The sequence below is a fragment of the Streptococcus sp. KCJ4932 genome (assembly GCF_004352745.1).
Classification (GTDB): domain Bacteria; phylum Bacillota; class Bacilli; order Lactobacillales; family Streptococcaceae; genus Streptococcus; species Streptococcus ruminicola.
The window spans coordinates 50,600-71,370 of the sequence record NZ_SJWW01000006.1 but is presented as its reverse complement, the minus strand read 5'-3'; the positions used below and the strand labels follow the sequence as shown (position 1 = coordinate 71,370).

Below are 20,771 nucleotides of genomic sequence, written 5' to 3'. Positions count from 1 at the left end.
CAACTCCTTTCTGATACTCTTATCTATTTTTGACTATCTAAAATATCAATCACTTTATACAAATCAGCTTCATTGATTTGGTAAGGGGCTTCTTTTCGCACAACTGGTTTGGCACAAAAGGCAATTCCGATACCAGCTGCTTTAATCATTGGAAGGTCATTGGCTCCATCTCCCATAGCAATGGTTTGACTTAAGTCTAAGCCATTTTCAGCTGCCCATTCGATTAGGCTTGCTTTTTTGACATCTTTGGTAACCACATCACCAAGCACTTTTCCTGTCAAAACGCCATCTTTAACTTCTAAACGATTAGCTTTAACATAATCAAGACCGATGCGCTTAGCCAAGACATCAACAGTTTCATGAAAACCACCCGATACCACAGCAACTTTATAGCCACGATGATGAAGTTCAGCCACCAATTTTTCAGCACCATTTGTAAAATGCATGCGAGCTAAAACTTTATCAAAAATCGTCTCTGGCAATCCTTTTAGCAAACCAACTCGTTCATCCAAAGCTTCTTTAAAATCAAGCTCGCCATTCATGGCACGCGCCGTAATATCAGCGATTTTTTCACCAACACCTGCTTCTTCACCAAGCAAGTCAATCCCTTCTTCTTGGATGAGCGTAGAATCCACATCCATCACTAATAATCCTTTTACCTTAGTCATGACGCACCTCGATTGCTTTAGCATGTGCTTGCAAACCTTCAGCATACGCAAGTGTTGTAATATCGTGACTAGCCGCATTGACAGCTGATTTTGAGTACTGCATGTACTGAATTCGTTTCACAAAATCATGCACTCCAAGCGCTGATGAAAAACGACTGGTACTTGTTGTTGGCAAGACGTGATTAGCTCCAGCATAGTAATCACCAATCGGTTCACTGGTGAAATGGCCTAGGAAAACAGACCCTGCATTTTGCACCTTATCAAGGTAATCATAAGCGTTGTCCATAGCCAATTCCAAGTGTTCTGGTGCCACTTGGTTCATCAAATCAAACATAGCATCAACCGAATCCGCAATAATAATGCGTCCGTTATTTTCGATTGAAGGACGAGCAATGTTTTCACGTGGCAAACGTTTAAGTTGCTCTTCAATCTCTACCTCAACAGCCTCAGCCAATTCAGCTGAATTAGTTACCAAAATTGCGCGAGCACGCACATCGTGTTCCGCTTGAGAAAGCAAGTCTGCAGCAACGTATTTAGGATTAGCTGAGCTGTCTGCAATCACTCCAATTTCTGATGGCCCTGCAATCATGTCAATTCCAACAAGACCGTAGACCATTTTCTTGGCTGTCGCAACAAAGATATTTCCAGGTCCTGTAATCTTATCAACACGAGGAATCGTTTCTGTACCATAAGCAAGAGCCGCAACCCCTTGAGCACCACCAACTTGAAAAATCTTATCGACACCAGCAAGTGAAGCAGCCACCAAAATAGCAGGTTCAAAATGTTTTTGCGGCGGTGTAATCATGATAATTTCCTTAACGCCAGCAATCTTCGCAGGAATCACGTTCATCAATACTGACGATGGATAAGCTGCCGTTCCACCTGGCACATAAACCCCAGCTCGTTCGATTGGACGAATCAATTGACCACGAATAACACCATCAGTCGGTTGGTCTTCAAAACCTGATTCCAATTGTTGTTTGTGATAACTTTCAATGTTTACTTTGGCGTTTTTAAGAGCTTCTAAGACTTCTGGATCAATCTCTTCAAAGGCTTGGTCAATCAAATCTTGACTCACTTCAAAGTCATCCAAAGCAATCTTGTCGAATTTTTCAGAGTAAGCTTTTAAAGACTTATCCCCATTTTTCTTGACATCTTCCAAAATTTGACGAACCGCATCGTCGACATCAAGGTTTTCTTTGCTTAATTCCAGTTGCTCTTGATAGAGAATTTTTGAAATGTCTTCTGTCGTTCCTGTTAAAACTTTCATTTAAAAGCTACCTCCTCATTTCCAACGATACTTTCCAATTTATGGATAAATGGCATAATTTCTGGATTATTTTTCAAAGCTGCCTTATTAACAATCAGGCGAGCTGAGATACGGCAAATATCTTCGTAAACCTTAAGACCATTGGCAACCAAAGTATTTCCTGTTTCTACAATATCAACAATAGCATCTGCTAAGCCGATAACTGGAGCAATTTCGACACTCCCTTGAATTGAGATGATTTCAACGTCTTCGCCTTTTTTATTAAAATAATCAGTGGCAATTGTTGGGTATTTTGTGGCAATACGCTTGCGCTTGTGGTCATGTGGTTTGTAGGCATCCGTTGAAGCAACAGAAAACTTACACAAACCAAAGTTCAAATCAAGCATTTCAAGATAACCAATTGGATGCTCGATAAGCAAATCTTTTCCGACAACCCCAAGATCAGCAACACCATGTCGAACATAAGTTGTCACATCGGGTGCCTTAACAAGCAAAAAGCGGAATTTCTTGTCCGGACTTTCAAAAATTAGGTTACGTCCCTTATCCGCCATAAAAGACATGTCAAAACCAGCTTTTTCCAAAAGTTTTACGGTATCTTTTTCAATACGTCCTTTGGTCAAAGCAATCGTAATTTGATTTTCCATTAGGCACCTCCTTCTAAACTATCGTGTACTGCTTGGTAAATGGCATCAATATCTACTGCCCAACCAACCGCTGTTAATTTTTTAGCGCCAAAACGTTCAAATAACTTGTCGTAGCGTCCACCTGAAGCAAAAGCATCTGGAACTTTGTCCCCAAAGACTTTAAACATCACACCAGTGTAGTATGGCATAGATGGAATTTGAGCTAAATCAATATGACTCTCAGGTAAAATATCAGATACTTGTGCCAACAAATCTTCCAAATCAGTCAAAGCAGCTAAGATAGCCTCATTTTTGACAAGTTTACGGGCTTTACTAAGCACTTGATGACTTTCACCAAAAAGATAAGGCAAATTTTTCAAGAAATCATCAAATTCACTTGGATATTTCTTCGTTAACTCATTTAATTGCGTGATATTTTTGTCTTTAAGTGCCACGTCCAATTCTTTTTCCGCTGCAGCTGGTAAGTTCAAATCATCAAAAATCGTTTGTAAAATACCAGCATGTGAAAACTCAAATTGGTAAGATGGGATATCTGCCTTATCAAGCGATGCTTTTGCTGAAGCGATGGCTTCATAAACCGCCTCTTTAGCTGGAAAACCAACGATTTCAATCCCTGCTTGTGTGTGCTCGTTCATCAAGCCACGCATTTCTTCATTGTATTTGAAGACCTTGCCTGAATATGAAAATTTAATCGGCGTTTCAACTTGGGTTGAAGCAATCACACGTCCAATCTGACTAGTAATATCCGGACGAAGGGTCAACAGTTCGCCACTTTTATCAAAAAAATTATAATTATTTTTATTAAGCGTATCGCTGAAGACTTCAAAATGTTCCAAGGTCGGTGTTTCAATACGATTAAAGCCTTGACTCATCAAGAAATCACTGATATCTCGTTCAATTTTGTAGGTTACACGTGCGCGTTTGAATAATTTATCGTGCATCCCTACTGGTAAAGTCGTTTTTTTCATTCCATCACTCCTCAAATCATTTCAAACCTACAGCCAAGAATTCTTTAATCGCCTTAAGCACTTCTTCCATTTCATCTTGTCGACCAATCGAAATGCGCAAATGGTTTTTAATGCGTTCAACTTTTGGGAAATATCGAACATAAATATTTTTAGCTTGTAAGTAGTCAAATAATAAGGCTGCGCCGTTATCTGGACATTCTGCTAAGATAAAATTTGTTTTTGATTCTAAAACCTTAAAGTCTAAAAATCTCAACTCTTTTGCAAACCATTCTCTGGTTGACATGATTTTTTGGCAAGTGTCTTCGTAGTAATCCCAAGATTCAACAGCAGCTAGCGCCAATTTTTCAGCAATCAAATCAACATTGTATGGATTAACGGAATTCTTAACCGCATTAATCACTGCCATTACTTTTGGACTTCCCATACCATAGCCAACTCGCAAACCAGCAAGTGAAGCATCTTTTGAAAATGTTCGTGTGATAAAAACATTTTCATATTTTTTAAGCAGTGGCAGAGCTGTTTGACCACCAAAATTAATGTAGGCTTCATCAATAATAACCACCACATCTTGATTAGCACGAATAATCTTTTCAAGCTCATCAAGCGATTTATAAATGCCAGTTGGCGCATTAGGATTTGTAATGATTATTCCACCATTATCAGCAATGTAATCACTAGAGTCAATCTCAAACTGCTCATTCAATGGAATTTCATGGTAATTCACGTGATATAAATCCGCCCAAACCTTGTAAAATCCATAAGTCAAATCAGGAAATAAAACTGGATCATCACTATTAAAGAATGCTAGAAAAGCCATTGATAAAATATCATCTGAACCATTACCAACGATAATCTGATCAGGATCAAGTCCATGTTGCTTAGCAAGCGCAATACGTAATGATTTTTGATCCAAGGTCGAATATTTTCGCAATTGATGGACATCAAACTGTGAAAAAACTTCTGCTACTTTCGGACTTGGTCCATAAGCATTTTCATTTGTATTTAGTTTAATTAAATTTTCACCGCTTGGTTGGCTTCCGGCAACGTAAGGTTCAATTTCTCTCAATCCTTTAATAGTTGTCATAATAAGATCCTTTCTATTTTCTGATATAAAAAAGACGTCCTCGCAAAAAAACTTTGCAAGGACGTTAACAACGTGGTTCCACCTTTGATTCAACAGCAAGTCACCTTAACTGCTCTCATGAAGTACTAGACTTCTAATCCGTAACGTGGATCTATCCGTCGTGCACTACTAGCTAGAAGCATTCGCACACGCACTCAAGAATGTGTCGCCTAAGGATTGCATGCTTTTCTCACCACCAAGCACTCTCTGTCTGTTGTCTTAGGCTTTTTCTATCATCGCTTTTTTATATTAAAGCTATTTTACAAGAAAATTCTGAAAATATCAAGCTAAATTTTTAGAATTTTTTATATTTATACCAAAAAATTTAAGCAGACTTAACCAGATACAGAAAATGAGGCACAAAAAAAGGCTTAGAAAATTTCTAAACCTTTTTCTTATATGACATATCATCTTAGAAACGAATTTGTTCACGTGTTTTTTCGTATGATGATACGAAACGATCTGTTACACCTGGTTCAACTGTTTCAAGTGCATATGAGATTTCATCAAATGATGCTTGATAATTGTTGTCCACTTCAAAGAGATGCAAAGCATGTTCAAAGCTACTTTGAACGCTTGGTTCGAAGCTACGGTAACGATTAGAGTATTGTAACAACTGTTCAGTCAATGTTGCATTTTGAACGACTTGATAAGTTGCTTCTTCAAGATTAGCAATTGCTGCAGTAGCAACATCTGTCAAACGAGAAACTGCTTCAATATCAATACGTCCACGGCTAAGCTCATCGATCAAAACTTCCAACTGTTTACTTGTTGTGAAGAATGCGCTCAAGAAATCTTGAGGAATTCCAGGCAAGTTACGTTTTTCCATGTAACGTTTGATTGAGTGCAAACGATTAATGTATTGATCTAAGCTTTGACGAGCAACGCTTTCGATTTGTTCAATATTTTTAACTTGTTCGAAGACTTGCATTTGACCTTCTTCAACCGCATCAAGAGTTTTCAATGTGCGATCAAAAATCAATTGAAGTTCAGAGAATGGTTTATCTTGGTTATCAAAAACTTCAACAATTGGCAATGTTTCTTGTTCGATTTCTTCTAAGTTTTTAGTAAATGAACGAAGGCTCAAGTTTTCATTGTCATTCAAGATATACTTGTGAGACAAGCGTTTGATTTCGTGTTCCAATTTTTCGTTATTGGCTTTAGCGTGTGCCAAATAATCTGGAATGATTTTACTGTCTTTAAGCGCAGCTTTGTGAGCAGCAATTTCACGTTCAAACAATTCATACAATGAATCGATTTTTTCTTGGATGTGTTCATTTTCATCACGAGCACGATCAAGATCCAAAGTCACAAGTTCTGATGAATTAGCACGGATTGCATCACGCACTTCTTGGAAACGAGCTTCAATGTCTTTTTCAGCGAAGTGGTAATTTTGTTCAAGCAGACGACGGTAACCTTGTTCCAAATCATCAAGTTGATCTGGGAAATCATCTTCCAATTTAGCAACGATTGCTGGAATTTGTTCTGAAATTTGACCAAGTGCAATAGTATGTTCTTCAGCACGATCAAGCACTTCAGAGGCTTCAACTGGGTCACCTGTTGAGTTAAGTGTTACAAATTGAGAAAACTCAGCTTCGATGTTCTTCAATTGTTTTTCAATCTCAGGCATTGTTGAACCAAAATTGTCTTCTTTTTCTGAAATAGAAGCTTGAAGAGTTTCATATAAGTCCAAAGCATGCTTCACACGCGCACTGTTCTTTTCTTCTTGTTCTTTCAAAACAGCAAGTGCTTCACGAATTGCATTGATATCTTCTTCAACCAAGTTCAATTGGCTTTCAACATTGTCAATTTCATGTTTCGCACTGATAAACTTGAAGCTATCGTTAAGATCTTCAGCTTCAAAAATATGATTTTCAATATCTGAGAAAGAATTTAATGAAAGGTCAACCCATTTTTGGTTCCATTCACGAAATGTTGTTTGACTTTGCCCGATAAGATGAAGATTTTTAACAGCTTCGACTTCTTCATTGACTGGTAATCCAAATAACGATTGCTTTCTTTCTTCCAAACTTGCAATCAATGAATCATTTCGTTTGCGTACGATGACGCCAACTAGATAAGCAATAATGACTAAAACAACTATTGCTACAAGCAGTAAAATAATTCCGCTCGACATTTAAAACTCCTTATAAATTGTCTTTTTTATCGTAAAAAATAGCTATAACATTACGATTATAACATACTTAGAGATTGTGTGCAGTATTTTTATGTTAATATTCGATTAAATATCAAGCGTACTGTAAACCGCATTTTCTTCAATGAACTCACGACGTGGTTCAACCTTATCTCCCATAAGCATATCAAAAATCTTATCTGCTTCGGCAGCATCATCAACAGATACACGCGCCATTAAGCGATTTTCTGGATCCATTGTTGTTGCCCAGAGTTGGTGGTCATCCATTTCACCAAGTCCTTTGTAACGTTGAACAGATGGTTTTGAACGTCCATTACTATAGCGCTCAATTGCTGCTTGTAGTTCAGCTTCCTGATTAGCACCAGGTTGGATGTATTCTTTAATTTCACTACCAACTTTAACACCGTAAATTGGTGGTTGTGCGATATATACGTATCCCGCTTCCAATACCGGACGCATGAAGCGGTAAATCAATGTCAAGAGCAAAGTACGAATGTGAGCTCCATCGACATCGGCATCGGTCATGATAACTAGTTTGTGGTAACGAGCTTTTGTCACATCAAAATCAGCTCCGAAACCTGTTCCCATAGCTGTGAACAAGCTACGGATTTCTTCGTTAGCAAGAATTTTATCCATACTTGCTTTTTCAACGTTCAAGATTTTACCACGAATTGGTAGAATTGCTTGGTGCTCGCGGTCACGTCCTGATTTTGCAGAACCACCCGCAGAGTCCCCTTCGACGATGAACAATTCATTCATTGTCGCGTCGTTTGAAGAACAGTCTGCCAATTTACCAGGCAAGTTTGAAATTTCAAGACCTGATTTCTTACGTGTTACCTCACGTGCACGTTTCGCAGCGATACGCGCTTTAGAAGCAAGAATTCCTTTTTCAACGATTTTCTTAGCAATTTGAGGATTTTCTAACAAGAAACGTCCAAAAGCATCGCTAAACAAACGGTTGGTAATTTTGACAACTTCTGAGTTACCAAGTTTTGTTTTGGTTTGCCCTTCAAATTGTGGGTTTGGGTGTTTAACAGAGATAACTGCTGTCAAACCTTCACGAACATCGTCACCAGTTAGATTATCGTCTTTTTCTTTAAGCAATTTATTTTGACGAGCATAATCATTAATCACACGTGTCAAAGCAGTACGGAAACCTTGCTCATGAGTACCACCTTCGTGTGTATGGATGTTGTTAGCAAAGCTCATCACTGTCTCGTGGTAACCAGTTGTATATTGCATAGCAACTTCAACTGAGATACCATCCATTTCACCATCAGTATAGATTGGTGTATCAAAGATAACATCTTTATTTTCGTTGATAAATTCAACGTAACTTGAAATACCACCTTCATAGTGATAATGTTGTTCTTGTTCAATGCCTTCACGTTTGTCAGTGATTGAGATGCGCAAACCGCGATTCAAGAAAGCAAGTTCTTGAATACGTTTAGCTAATTTATCAAAATCAAATACTGTTGTTTCCGTAAAGATTTCACCGTCTGGAGTGAAGTGAACGGTTGTACCGTGACGATCTGTATCACCAATAACTTTCAAATCATCGACAACATGACCACGACGGTATTCTTGGTAATGAATTTTACCATCACGATAAACAGACACATCCAATTGTGTTGAAAGGGCGTTAACAACAGATGAACCTACCCCGTGGAGACCACCTGATACTTTATAACCGCCGCCACCGAATTTACCACCGGCGTGCAAGACTGTAAAGACCGTTTCAACAGCTGGACGTCCTGTTTTTTCTTGAATATCGACAGGAATACCACGCCCATCATCGACAACTGTAATAGAATTATCTTTCTCGATGAAAACCTCAATGTGTGTGGCAAATCCTGCCAAGGCTTCATCGATTGAGTTATCGACAATTTCCCAGACTAAGTGGTGCAATCCTTCTTTTGAGGTTGAACCGATATACATTCCTGGGCGCATGCGTACAGCTTCAAGTCCCTCTAGGACCTGAATCTGACTGGCGTCGTACTCTTTCGCTAATTCTGCTAAATTTTTATTTTCTTCCGTCATTTACTTCACTATCTCCAATAAGGATTTTTTTCCATCAACTAACAAGGTATCAAAGCCAGCAGCCTGACCAGCTTCTTTATCAATTTCACGATCTCCAATAACCAAAGCATTGTCAATCTTATACTTTTCTTTGAGGTATAACATTGACTCTGGACTTGGTTTACGAGCAAAGCCGCTTTCTGATGTCACGACTTCAGTGAAATAAGGAAGTACCTTTGTTTTTTCTAAAATATCAAGGACTTGTTTATTTCGATGAGAAACCAAGAAATTTCTCCCACCGCTAGCCACAATTACCTGCAAAACCTCGCTGGCACCTGTAAAAAGAACCGGTGTTTTCAAATAATCGGCTTCTAATGCTTTATATGCTTTTAAAAATTGTGGTTGGTTTGGGATAAATTTTTTAATAGCGGCATCTGTTGATTCCTTCAGCTTTTCATAGACATCATCATGCGATGCTTGACAGCCAAAATCAGCTAAAGTTTTCACAAAAGCCTGAGTGGACATTTCGTAATTATCGAGTAAAGTGCCACCCAAATCCCAGATATAATCATGGTAATTCATAACCAATATTATATCACAATTTTACATTTTTTTATAGTCTCTACCTCATCAATTTCCAACACCAGAGAACAAAATTTTCAAATTATTTTTTGACTGGAAAAATAACTTTTTAGCCAATAAAAAAGGCTTGGAAGAATTTTCCAAAACCTTTTTTTAATAACGTTCACTTCGTCTGAAATGTTCTTCAACTTCTTGCTCATGGTGCAAATTATTTTGATAACTCATTGAGAGAATCAAACCAACACAAATCAAGTTAGTAATCAATGATGAACCACCCTGTGAGATGAATGGCAATGGAATACCAGTCAAAGGTAAGATACCAACAGCAGCACCAATATTTTCAAAAATATGGAACAAAATCATCATGATAAATCCAGTTGAAATGTAAGTGTAGAATCGGTTGTTTGACTCAAAAGTCACACGAATCATGCGATAAATCAAAACAAGATACAAGGTCATGACAACAGCACAGCCAACAAATCCAAAATCTTCAGCAATAACTGTGAAAATCATGTCACTTTCACGAACTGGAACAGCAAGGTCAATAACATTAAAACCTTTACCACTAAGCCCACCGCTACCAATTGAAATCATACCTTGAGTTTGTTGGTAAGCAATTGATTTAGCGTATGAAAATGGATCTAACCAAGCTGAAATACGGTTAATTTGATAGGTATCCATCCCCAAGCCATAGAAAATATCTTTGCCATGCGGTGATAGAAAAAGGGCTAGAAAACCTCCGATAATCACTGCTACCGCAATTACAACAGGCAAGATAATCCACCAAGAAATTCCTGACAATAAAATCAAACCTGCTAGAATAGCAGAGAATACCATGGCTGTCCCAAGGTCTTTTTGCAAACCTAATAACACCATGACCGGCAAGGTAATCAAAGCAAAGATTCCAAGAAGCTTCCAATCATTTTTTAAATTATCTTCTGGTACTTTGTGTCTAAACCAAATCGATGCTCGAGCTAGCATCAAAATGTAAGAGACCTTCATGAATTCGGAAGGTTGAAATAAGGTTACTGACCCAATGGTTACCCAGTTTTTGGCACCGGTTGATTCTACCAATTCTGGACTATAAAAAATCAAAGGTAAAATCATCAAAGCCAGGCCCAAGGCATACAAATAAGGGGTGACTTTCCATAAAAATTCAGTACTAAAGAGCATAACAACAAAGGCAACTACACAGCCCAAAAAGATCCAAACGCCTTGTTGTGTCATTACTTTTGCAATTGTTCCAGGATAGTCATTTGACGTTGCAATATAAACGGCTACCAAACCAATTAGCAAAAGAAAAAAAACAGGTAAAATTACAGAATAGTCGATTCGACTATCAATAGAATATTTTTTTCTTGCCATCTTACTTCCTTCGTTTCTAGTCAAAAAATATTATATCATTTTTTAATTAGAATTGAGGAAAAAACCTGGTGAAAACACGAGAATTTTTCAGAAAAAATTAAGGCATATTTTTCAGGGATTTTCCTGTACATTTTCAAGAAAAGAAAAAAACTGAACCCTACTGGGCTCAGTTTTTTATTGGTCAAGCAAGTCAATTTAGCCCAGTCTGGATGACCTAAATAAACTCGCTTCTTCTCTCCCCTGCCGGAATCGAACCAGCAACTACTCCTTAGGAGGGAGTTGTTATATCCATTGAACTAAGGGGAGCTATGAAAAAATCTGTCGCAAGGACAGATTTTTATTATCGAATCTTTATCGTCAAAATTAACGACGGATTTCTTTAATACGAGCAGCTTTACCTTGTAATGCACGCAAGTAGTAAAGTTTAGCACGACGTACTTTACCGTGACGAACAACTTCGATTTTTTCTACACGTGGAGTGTGAACTGGGAATGTACGTTCAACACCGATACCACTTGAAATTTTACGAACTGTGTACATTTCTGAGATCCCTTGACCTTTACGTGAAATTACCACACCTTCGAAAATTTGGATACGTTCGCGGCTTCCTTCAACAACTTTTGCGTGAACACGAACAGTATCACCAGGTTGGAATGCAGGGATGTCAGTACGTAGTTGACCTTCAGTCAAACTTTGAATTAATGGATTCATTTATTTATTCTCCTATCTTACTAATCATTAGGTGCTTGTCCCAGCGGATTAGCCGTATTTTAGTGCGTCCATTACACACTCTTCGTATTTTATCAAAAATCACCATAACTGTAAAGCAAAATGGCTGACTTTTTTGAGTATTTTTTCTAGAATGCCAAAACCTCTTGCCCTGTGTAAATAGAGTGTTTTCGATTAAGGCTGTAAGCAAAAATCATAACTAAAGTAAAATATGGCAAATTAGCAAAACCAAAGACTTCTCCTCCAATAAAAATCGGAGCTAAAAGTGTGTTTGTGGCACTACCAAAGACGCTGATGTAACCTGCCGCTGCAACAAATTCAACTGGCAAACCAAAGACGTTTGCTAAAACAACACCGAGTGATGCACCGATGGCAAAGAGTGGTGTGACTTCGCCACCTTGAAAACCAATTGTCAAAGTTGCCACAGTCAAAACTAGTTTCAATAACCAATCATAAAAGTAAATGTCTTTCCCAGAAAAGCTAGCATCAATCAGATTAGTTCCAAGACCTGAATAACGTCCATGATACAACATCAAGAAAAGAAGACTAAGCACAATCCCACCAAACAAAATTCGATAGTAGGGATTATCCATAACTTCTTTGGCTTTTTGCTTAGCATAGGCAAGTAAAGCAGCAAAGGCATTGCCGACTAGTCCAAAAATAAGTCCTAGCAAAGCAAGTTTGCAAAACAGCCAAGCATTAAAAGTTAGTGAAACATTGACAAAGTGGGCAAATTTCTCTAATCCTAATGCGTGCGATGTTGCACTTGCCACAAATGAAGCAATTGTCATTGGTAAAAGAGCTGGTAATTGCAATTTCCCAAGAACTAATATCTCAAGTCCAAAAAAGACAGCCGCTAAAGGGGTTTGAAACAAACCAGCAAAACCAGCTGCCATACCCGTTACAAGAAACAAGCGGGAGCTATTTTCAAAAGAGAAAAACTTGCTAAAAGCATGTGAAATCGTCGCCCCAAGTTGGACAGCGACACCTTCACGACCAGCACTTCCTCCAAAAAGATGAGTTAGCCAAGTTGCTACAGTTACCAAAGGTAACATGACCAAGGGAATTTTCTTTTCATCTCCTTGACTCACCGCAAAAAGTAGACCCATTCCTTTGCTAGCTCGACTGTCCGCTTTTTGATAAAGAAAAACAATAACAAGCCCAATTAGTCCCAAAAATGGAATCACATAATTGAAGTTTTCTGTTCGAAAAGCACTAAGCATTAACAAGACGCGACCAAATACAGTATCGACACAGCCTATTAAAATTCCAATAAGAAAACTTGCGCCGATAACTTTTAAGAGGACACCATAAGAATAATCTTGGCTATCTTTTAACTTTTTAATCATTAGAGCTACCTTCTTAATCTAAATCAGCCTTTAATTGTTTAGCTTGATAATCGCGAGAATTTTTCATAATATCCGCAAAAGTATCAACTAATGTTGCCTCAAAAGCTTTATTTTGAACACGACTAGCAACTTTTTTTAAGACAGCATCTTCACGACTGGTATCTAAAATAGCTTTTCCAGTAGCTTTTTTATATGCTGCTACTTGATTCACCAAGGTCATGCGTTTTTCAAGAAGTGCTACTAATTCCTGATCCACTTGATCAATTTCTTGACGGATAACATCCAAATCTTTTACTGACATTTTTTCTCTATCCTTATCTTTTTTTGAATTTCTACTATAAAAATGACTTATTCTTTTTTCGTTTGAAATAAGTTCCCAATAAGCTAATGGCAATAAAAATAACAAGCAGTACAATAATCAGTCTTAAATTTCCCGCAACGACCGCATCACCACCTAAGGCATACAATAAACTACTCGGCAATACTCCGATTGTAACGTAGAGAACCCATCTGCGCCAAGGCAATTTGATTTTTGCCACGTGATAATTGATCAGCAGGGTTGGAATCACAGGAATCATGTAACCTAGCATAATGCCTAGTTCTTGATTTTCAACAGCATTGATGACATTTTTAAATCCTGCAAAATGTTTCTTCAACTTGCTATCATTGTCCTTCAAATCAATCATTTCCAGAACTCTGACAAAGAGAAAATTTCCAAGAACATTTGCTGAGAGATTCATCAAAAATCCAATAGCAGGTCCGTAAATCAAGCCATTAAAGATAGCAAAAATCGCATTCGACATAAAAGGAATGACTGCTGTCAGAGCTGTCAAAAATAGCAAAATAGTGATATTCAGCAGATTTTTTGTTCGTAACTGCATCAAAAACTGTGTCAAAGCTGTCTTTGAGCTAGATTGCCAAAAAGAAACAATCAATTGCCAGTGCCTGATGACATAAATCATAAAATAGCCACAAATACTAAGCAAACCAAGAATTACTAATAACTTGCGTAGCTGACCATATTTGTACTCATGTTTTTTCATATCGTTTCCATTATAAAGAAAAGTTTATAGCTTGACAAGAAGACTCAAGAGATAAAAAGATTGTTTTTTAGAATTTTCAAACATTTATCCAACAGAACCTTCCATACTCATAGTAATCAAACTATTCATTTCAACGGCATATTCCATAGGAAGTTCTTTGGTAATTGGCTCCATAAAGCCATTAACAATCATGGCTGTTGCTTCTTCTTCAGAAATTCCTCGACTCATCATGTAATAGAGTTGTTCCTCAGAAACTTTTGAAACCTTAGCTTCGTGTTCCAAAGATACATTTGAGTTATGAATTTCATTAAATGGGATAGTATCTGAACTTGATAAATCATCCATTAAAATCGTATCACATTCAATGTGTGATTTTGAGCCTTCACTATGCTTGCCAAAGTAAACTGAACCACGATAGTCTGTCTTGCCACCATCCTTAGCTACTGATTTTGAAATCAAGGTTGATGAGGTATGTGGAGCATTGTGATAAACTTTACAGCCAGCATCTAGGTGTTGACCATAATTGGCAAATGCCATGGAAAGCACTGACGTTTTGGCGTGTGGACCGTCTAAAATCGAACATGGATATTTCATATTGACCTTACTTCCAAGGTTACCATCAATCCATTCTAACATGCCGTTTTCTTCGACCTTACCACGTTCAGTTACTAGGTTGTAGACATTATCAGACCAATTTTGCATGGTCGTGTAACGAAAACTAGCATCACGTTTGACAATAATTTCTACCGTTGCTGCGTGAAGACTATTGGTTGTGTAATTGGGAGCGGTGCAACCTTCAATGTATTGAATTGAAGCTCCTTCGTCGACAATAATCAAACTACGTTCAAATTGTCCTGCATTTTCACCATTAATACGAAAATAAGTCTGTACTGGAATATCACACTGCACGCCCTTTGGCACGTAAATAAAAGTTCCACCTGACCAAACAGCACCATTTAAAGCGGCAAATTTATGCTCACTATTTGAGACAATTTTTCCAAAATACTCCTTAAATAAGTCTGGATATTCTTGCAGAGCTGTGTCAGTATCGGTAAAGATAATTCCTTGTTTTTGGAACTCTTCTTTCATATTATGATAAACCACTTCAGACTCGTACTGAGCTACAGCACCAGAAAGATAGTCACGCTCTGCTTGTGGAATCCCTAAACGCTCAAAAGTTTCTTTAATCTTATCTGGAACATCATCCCAGTCATTAACCTTCTTATCTGCTAGCTTTTGGAAATAAATCACATCATCAAAATCAATTCCTGACAAGTCTGGTCCAAAGTCTGGCATTGGCAATTTATAAAACAGCTCCAAACTCTTCAAACGATAATCAAGCATCCATTTGGGTTCATGCTTGTAAGCAGATATATTTCGCACGATTTCTTCTGTTAACCCCTTACCCGTCGAATAAGTCGGAGTAAGATCATCGTGAAAACCATAATCGTAATCTCTATTTTTAGTCATAATGACACCTCACTTTATAAAAAAATCTTTATGAAAGGAAGAGAAAAAAAGAGATTGGAGCACACTCCAACCTCAGTTTCTTATTTAGTTTACTTTTTCAGAAATAGTTTCTGCGAAAGCTTCTAGATTTGCAATATCTTCATCTTCTGCAGCTAAGTCAACTTTAACTGAATCCGCACCTTTTGTTGCACCAGTCAAAGCAAATTGTGCTTCAAATTCGTCAACTGCTTTACAGAAGTAATCGTAAAAAGTATCACCAGATCCAACAACACCGAAGATTTTATCTGTCAAATCAACATCTGCAAGATCTTCGTAAAAATCAACGATTTCATCTGGCAATTCACCATCACCGTATGTGTATGATGCAACAATCGCAACATCAGCATCTTCAAAATCAGCTGCATCAACTGTTGTACATTCGTCTACTTCGACAGTGTGTCCAAGTTCTTCGAACTTATTTCCAACAATGTCAGCAATTTCTTCAGTATTTCCTGTCATGCTGGCATAGACAATCTTAACTAAAGCCATAGTTCCCTCCAAACATAAATTACCACTATTGTAGCATATTTTTACAGAAATGTTTTATATAAATTGTCAATTTTCGATAATAAATCAGCTTTTTGGGCTTCTGTTGTAAAGGATGCTTGGATAGCATTTTTATTAAATGTTAGGAAATCATCGATGCCAACACCAAAGTGTTTGACAAAGAGTGCGTATTCTCTTGTTAAGTTAGTATCAGAAACCGTACGGTTATCAGTGTTAATGGTAATCTTAGCACCAGCATTTTTCAAGGCAAGAAAAGAAAATTCTTCCAAAGATTTCGCAGCTTTGGTTTGGAGATTACTTGTCAAGCATAACTCAGCTGTCACACCTTTTTTGACAAATTCTTGAATCAATTCAGGTTGGTCATAAATAGCTGTGGTATGACCAAGGCGCTTGATATCAAGGGCGATAGCATCTGCAATATAGTGAGCGCAACCACACTCACCAGCGTGAAATGTCAAAGGAAGTCCTAACTCCTGAGTGTGCTTGATAATGGCCTCTAATTCTGCAGGTGGAAAATCTAGTTCATTTCCTGCAAAATCAAAACCAGCTAATCCTTTGTCAGCTAACTGGATAACATGGTCAAAAATATCACGTGTCACATGTGCAGGCGATTGTTTCATGCCACAGACAAGAACCTTAGCCACAATGCCAAAATCTTCTTCTGCCTTTTTAAGACCTGAAAGTACAGCTTCAACGGTTTCAGAAGCTGATAAGCCTTGGTCCATTGAAAATTCAGGCGCAAAGCGAATTTCAGTATAAATCACATTTTCCTGCGCAGCTTGTCTAGCAACATCATAAGCAGCCAAATGAAGAGCTTCTTTCGTCTGCAAAAGCGGACGGACAAAATCAAATGCTTTTAAATAATCCATCAAAGATTCTGCCTCAGCAGGTGCGGTAACTAAGTCTTTCAAATCTTCATCTGCTGCTGGAACAGCAATACCTGCCATATCTGCTAATTGACGAATTGTCTCCAATGAGATGGAACCATCCAAGTGACAATGAAGTTCTGTTTTTGCCAATTCTTTTAATGTTGTTGTATCCAAGTTAGCCTCCCTAATTAAATTTTTTTAGCTACTATCTTAACATATTCTTTTTACTTTGCAAAGAAATTTTTCTTAAAAAAATAAGTCACAGGATTTTTCCTGCAACTTATCCAAGTTTTAGCTTAAAATAGCTGTTTGTAAAGAGCGATTGTTTCTTCCAATGTTGGCATAAATGGATTGCCTGGTGCGCAAGCATCAAGCAAAGCGTTTTTAGAAAGAAATTCGAAGTCGAATTCTTCTTCCTTGATATCAAGTTCTGTCAATTTCTTAGGAATACCAACGGTTGCTGACAATTTTTCAATTTCTGCAATAGCGTAATCGGCACATTCTTGGTCGCTTTTATCTTCGGTATGAAGCCCTAGTCCTTTAGCCACATCACGGAAAGCTGCTGGAACATGTTTGGCATTTTCGCGTTCTACAATTGGTAAAATCATCGCACAACAAACACCATGTGGTAAATGATAAACAGCACCAAGTTGGTGAGCCATCGCATGCACGTAACCAAGTCCTGCATTATTAAATGCCATACCACCTAAGAAAATAGCATTAACCATGGCTTCACGCGCTTCCAGGTCATGACCATCAGCAACTGCACGTGGCAAATATTCTTTGATTAACTCAATCGCACCAACTGAAAGTTTTTTCGTTGCAGCATAAGCACCTGGTGTTACCAATGCTTCGATAGCGTGAGTCAATGCATCCATACCAGTTGCTGCTGTTAATGACTTAGGCATTGAAACCATTAATTCTGGGTCGTTGACTGACATCAAAGCCAAGCTATTTTTATCAACCATAACCATTTTGACTTTACGTTCTTCATCAGTGATAACGTAATTAATCGTAATTTCAGCTGATGTTCCTGCCGTTGTATTAATAGCAATGACTGGCAAACCTTGTTTTTCTGATTTATGAACGCCTTCGTAATCCTGAGGACGACCCCCATTAGTAGCTAGGATGGACATACTGCTGGCAGCATCTTGAGGGGAACCTCCTCCAAGAGAAATGATGAAATCACAACCATTTTCTTTTAGGGCTGCTAATCCTTCTTCAACGTTTTTAACGGTTGGGTTCGGGTCAACATCACTATAGACAACATAGTCAATGTTTTCAGCATCAAGCGGTGCCGTTACTTTAGGCAAAATATCACTCTTAGCAATAAAATGGTCAGTTACCAAAAGAGCTTTCTTATAACCATATCTCTTGATGTAACCACCAATTTCTTTAACCACTCCGCGACCAATAAGGTTTTGAGATGGAACATAAAATACTGACATGAGCATAACCTCCTTATGATTTTTTGTTTTTTAGAAAACGTTTACATATATTATTCTAGCACTTTGCTTCTAAAAATTAAAAATAAAACCTTTGATTTATTTCAAAAATCCTCATTACCACCTCGCGGTCATTTCATGCTATAATAGGGTAAATCTCTAGCTTACAAAGGAATTTAGATATGAATACATTTGAAGAAATTTTAGAAAAAATTAAAGCTTACGATACTATTATCATTCACCGTCACCAAAGACCTGACCCAGATGCTCTTGGTAGTCAAGCAGGTTTTCGTGAATTAATTAAGCATAATTTCCCAAATAAAACAGTTTTAGCAACAGGTTTTAATGAGCCAACACTTGCTTGGGTGACTAGCATGGACGAGGTTACAGACAGCGATTACGATGGTGCTTTGGTTATCGTCACAGATACAGCCAACACCCCTCGTATCGATGATGACCGCTACACAAACGGCGATTGCCTCATCAAGATTGACCACCACCCCAACGACGATGTTTATGGTGACTTGCTCTATGTGGATACTAAAGCATCAAGTGCCAGTGAAATCATCTCAGACTTCGCCTTTTCAACCGGTCTAAAAGTTTCTAGCGAAGCTGCACGTCTTCTATACTCTGGTATTGTCGGAGACACAGGACGTTTCTTATACCCATCTACAAGCAGCAAAACATTCATGATTGCAAGTAAACTTCGCGAATATGACTTTGATTTTTCAAGTCTAGCTCGCCAAATGGATTCTATTTCATTTAAAATTGCCAAACTTCAAGGCTTTGTCTATGATAACTTAGAAGTTGATGATAATGGGGCTGCGCGTGTGGTGTTAACACAAGAAACTATGAAAAAATACAATGTCACTGAAGCTGAAACTTCTGCTATTGTTGGAGCTCCAGGTCGTATTGATTGTGTTCAATCTTGGGCAATTTTCGTTGAACAAGCTGACGGTAACTACCGTGTTCGCTTGCGTAGTAAAACACAGGTCATCAACGAGATTGCTAAACGTCACGACGGAGGAGGGCACCCACTTGCCAGCGGAGCCAATTCTTACAGCCTTGAGGAAAACGAGCAAATTTATCAAGAAATCAAAGATTTACTAGCCTCAAAAAACTAAGCTCAAGCCTGCTGTAGAGCGATTTTTAACAATTATATTTCAATTCAATTAATTTGCACAAAAGTCTTGTCAAATATCGCATTATTTGATAAACTATAAAAGTCAAAATAACTATGGTGCGTAAAAAATCACCATGGCAGAAAGGAAATCTTTTAACAATGAAACAAAATATCCACCCAGAATACCGTCCAGTAGTATTCATGGACACAACTACTGGTTACAAATTCCTTAGCGGTTCTACAAAAGCTTCTGACGAAACTGTAGAATTTGAAGGCGCTACTTACCCACTTGTACGTGTGGAAATCTCATCAGATTCTCACCCATTCTACACTGGTCGCCAAAAATTCACTCAAGCAGATGGTCGTGTGGATCGCTTCAACAAAAAATACGGTTTCACAAAATAAGAAATTGTATTTATTACAAGAAGTCATTTCGAGCAATCGAAATGGCTTTTTTGTTTTTCCGTAAATAGGGTAACAAAAAAAGAGCTTACGCTCTTTTTATCTAATATAAGCTAACCAAGCTTCGTCTTCTGCTAGAATATCTGAACTAGTGTATGAACCACGATATTTGTTCCAAACGTGGTTCGGATTAACGGTTTCAGTAGCTTGATTGGTTTGTTGAGTTTGGTTATCTTGTTCGGTAGTTTCTTGAGCTTCATCGGTTACCAACGGCTCATCGTAGCTTGTTAAGCCGTATTGCTCAATTAAGGCATTTAACTTATCAGCGTAAGCAGTATCTGTGGCATAACGACCAGTCAGAGCTGCTGTGGCATCTTGATAGGAAGAGGTATTTGACTTCCAAGTATCCGCATAAAGATTCCAACTTAATAAATTAGCATAGTCATTGAGCGAATCTGCTAAGCTGTTGTATGAGCGAAAGGCTTGATCAATCTCATAAGTGTTTCCACTGCCATCATCTTCCCAAGTCTGCATGACGACTGAATTACCATTATAAGCCCCTTTTACCCCAAAGAAATTATAATAAGGTTCTTGGCTAAGTGCTGATTGGCCACTACTTGATTCTAAAACAGCTTGAGCAATCATCACTGAAGCATAAAGATTTCTTTCTTGACCAATTTGTCGAGCTGTTTCGCCAATACTTGTAATAAAATCAGCTGTCGCTGTTGGGGAAACTTGTCCTGATTCAGCAATAACAGCGTGAGCTGCATGTCTGAAAGTGAGGTTAATTCCCAATGTTATACAAGTAACTAAGGTCGAACAAGCTAAAAAGAATTTTGTCACTTGCTTGTCTTTCACGTGGCCTCCTAAAATGTAAGTGCTATCTTAACCCATTATAGCAAAGTTTTCATAAGCTGGCAACGCGAGTTCCTGCTCTCAAAAATCAGCTTTTTACCACTTTCCTTAAAAAGAAAAGACTTGAATCATTTGATTCAAACCTT

The 20,771-nt window shown here is 38.0% G+C and carries 20 protein-coding genes and 1 tRNA gene; 2 read left to right on the top strand and 19 right to left on the bottom strand.

Features of this window, described 5'->3' with window-relative positions; genetic code table 11:
* Window positions 1–23 precede the first annotated feature (23 nt).
* The 18 genes from serB to E0E02_RS03800 form a co-directional block, all read right to left on the bottom strand.
* A complete protein-coding gene (gene serB / locus E0E02_RS03885) occupies window positions 24–668 on the bottom strand; it encodes a phosphoserine phosphatase SerB (RefSeq protein ID WP_133017892.1) in 645 nt (214 codons plus the stop codon).
* Entirely contained in the window at window positions 661–1,938 is a 1,278-nt protein-coding gene (hisD, locus tag E0E02_RS03880) for a histidinol dehydrogenase (RefSeq protein WP_133017891.1), read from the bottom strand. Before hisD ends, serB begins: the two co-directional genes overlap by 8 nt.
* Window positions 1,935–2,582 (bottom strand): ATP phosphoribosyltransferase, encoded by a 648-nt coding sequence (gene hisG / locus E0E02_RS03875; RefSeq protein WP_133017890.1) that lies wholly within the window; start codon window positions 2,580–2,582, stop codon window positions 1,935–1,937. The genes hisD and hisG overlap by 4 nt, the downstream gene beginning before the upstream one ends.
* Entirely contained in the window at window positions 2,582–3,550 is a 969-nt protein-coding gene (locus tag E0E02_RS03870) for an ATP phosphoribosyltransferase regulatory subunit (protein ID WP_133017889.1), read from the bottom strand. Before E0E02_RS03870 ends, hisG begins: the two co-directional genes overlap by 1 nt.
* Window positions 3,551–3,566: 16 nt before the next feature.
* A complete protein-coding gene (gene hisC, locus E0E02_RS03865; protein WP_133017888.1) occupies window positions 3,567–4,634 on the bottom strand; it encodes a histidinol-phosphate transaminase in 1,068 nt (355 codons plus the stop codon).
* A 451-nt stretch (window positions 4,635–5,085) separates the two neighbouring features.
* Window positions 5,086–6,810 carry a septation ring formation regulator EzrA gene (gene ezrA / locus E0E02_RS03860; RefSeq protein WP_074564051.1) on the bottom strand — a complete coding sequence of 575 codons (1,725 nt, stop codon included), beginning with the start codon at window positions 6,808–6,810 and terminating at the stop codon, window positions 5,086–5,088.
* Between the two features lie 105 nt (window positions 6,811–6,915).
* The gene (gene gyrB / locus E0E02_RS03855) at window positions 6,916–8,868 is read right to left on the bottom strand and encodes a DNA topoisomerase (ATP-hydrolyzing) subunit B (RefSeq protein ID WP_133017887.1); all 1,953 of its coding nucleotides are present in this window, start codon (window positions 8,866–8,868) and stop codon (window positions 6,916–6,918) included.
* Window positions 8,869–9,429: an HAD-IA family hydrolase gene (locus E0E02_RS03850; protein ID WP_074868643.1), complete on the bottom strand. Its 561-nt coding sequence runs from the start codon at window positions 9,427–9,429 to the stop codon at window positions 8,869–8,871.
* A gap of 153 nt (window positions 9,430–9,582) precedes the next feature.
* Window positions 9,583–10,794, bottom strand: a complete 1,212-nt coding sequence (locus E0E02_RS03845; protein ID WP_074564053.1) for an FtsW/RodA/SpoVE family cell cycle protein — start codon at window positions 10,792–10,794, stop codon at window positions 9,583–9,585.
* A 234-nt stretch (window positions 10,795–11,028) separates the two neighbouring features.
* A tRNA-Arg gene (locus E0E02_RS03840) sits at window positions 11,029–11,100 on the bottom strand.
* A 57-nt stretch (window positions 11,101–11,157) separates the two neighbouring features.
* Complete coding sequence (gene rplS, locus E0E02_RS03835) at window positions 11,158–11,505, bottom strand: 50S ribosomal protein L19 (RefSeq protein ID WP_021142699.1); 348 nt, start codon at window positions 11,503–11,505, stop codon at window positions 11,158–11,160.
* Window positions 11,506–11,651: 146 nt separating this feature from the next.
* Window positions 11,652–12,872, bottom strand: coding sequence for a chloride channel protein (locus tag E0E02_RS03830; RefSeq protein WP_133017886.1), 1,221 nt, complete (start codon window positions 12,870–12,872; stop codon window positions 11,652–11,654).
* A gap of 13 nt (window positions 12,873–12,885) precedes the next feature.
* Window positions 12,886–13,173 carry a chorismate mutase gene (locus E0E02_RS03825; RefSeq protein ID WP_133017885.1) on the bottom strand — a complete coding sequence of 96 codons (288 nt, stop codon included), beginning with the start codon at window positions 13,171–13,173 and terminating at the stop codon, window positions 12,886–12,888.
* Window positions 13,174–13,207: 34 nt separating this feature from the next.
* A complete protein-coding gene (locus E0E02_RS03820; RefSeq protein ID WP_133017884.1) occupies window positions 13,208–13,915 on the bottom strand; it encodes a VTT domain-containing protein in 708 nt (235 codons plus the stop codon).
* A gap of 84 nt (window positions 13,916–13,999) precedes the next feature.
* Window positions 14,000–15,385, bottom strand: coding sequence for a Fe-S cluster assembly protein SufB (gene sufB / locus E0E02_RS03815; protein ID WP_039696579.1), 1,386 nt, complete (start codon window positions 15,383–15,385; stop codon window positions 14,000–14,002).
* 84 nt (window positions 15,386–15,469) lie between these two features.
* Window positions 15,470–15,913: a flavodoxin gene (locus E0E02_RS03810; protein WP_006532664.1), complete on the bottom strand. Its 444-nt coding sequence runs from the start codon at window positions 15,911–15,913 to the stop codon at window positions 15,470–15,472.
* Window positions 15,914–15,954: 41 nt separating this feature from the next.
* Window positions 15,955–16,974 carry an adenosine deaminase gene (gene add, locus E0E02_RS03805; RefSeq protein WP_133017883.1) on the bottom strand — a complete coding sequence of 340 codons (1,020 nt, stop codon included), beginning with the start codon at window positions 16,972–16,974 and terminating at the stop codon, window positions 15,955–15,957.
* A gap of 122 nt (window positions 16,975–17,096) precedes the next feature.
* On the bottom strand, window positions 17,097–18,248 hold the full coding sequence (locus E0E02_RS03800; RefSeq protein ID WP_074626461.1) for an iron-containing alcohol dehydrogenase: 1,152 nt from the start codon (window positions 18,246–18,248) through the stop codon (window positions 17,097–17,099).
* A 179-nt stretch (window positions 18,249–18,427) separates the two neighbouring features.
* Here E0E02_RS03800 and E0E02_RS03795 point away from each other — a divergent pair, with 179 nt between their 5' ends.
* A complete protein-coding gene (locus E0E02_RS03795) occupies window positions 18,428–19,369 on the top strand; it encodes a bifunctional oligoribonuclease/PAP phosphatase NrnA (protein WP_133017882.1) in 942 nt (313 codons plus the stop codon).
* A 158-nt stretch (window positions 19,370–19,527) separates the two neighbouring features.
* Window positions 19,528–19,773: a type B 50S ribosomal protein L31 gene (locus tag E0E02_RS03790; RefSeq protein WP_021142736.1), complete on the top strand. Its 246-nt coding sequence runs from the start codon at window positions 19,528–19,530 to the stop codon at window positions 19,771–19,773.
* 96 nt (window positions 19,774–19,869) lie between these two features.
* Here E0E02_RS03790 and E0E02_RS03785 read toward each other — a convergent pair whose 3' ends face one another.
* Window positions 19,870–20,628 (bottom strand): glucosaminidase domain-containing protein, encoded by a 759-nt coding sequence (locus tag E0E02_RS03785; protein ID WP_039696574.1) that lies wholly within the window; start codon window positions 20,626–20,628, stop codon window positions 19,870–19,872.
* Window positions 20,629–20,771 lie beyond the last annotated feature (143 nt).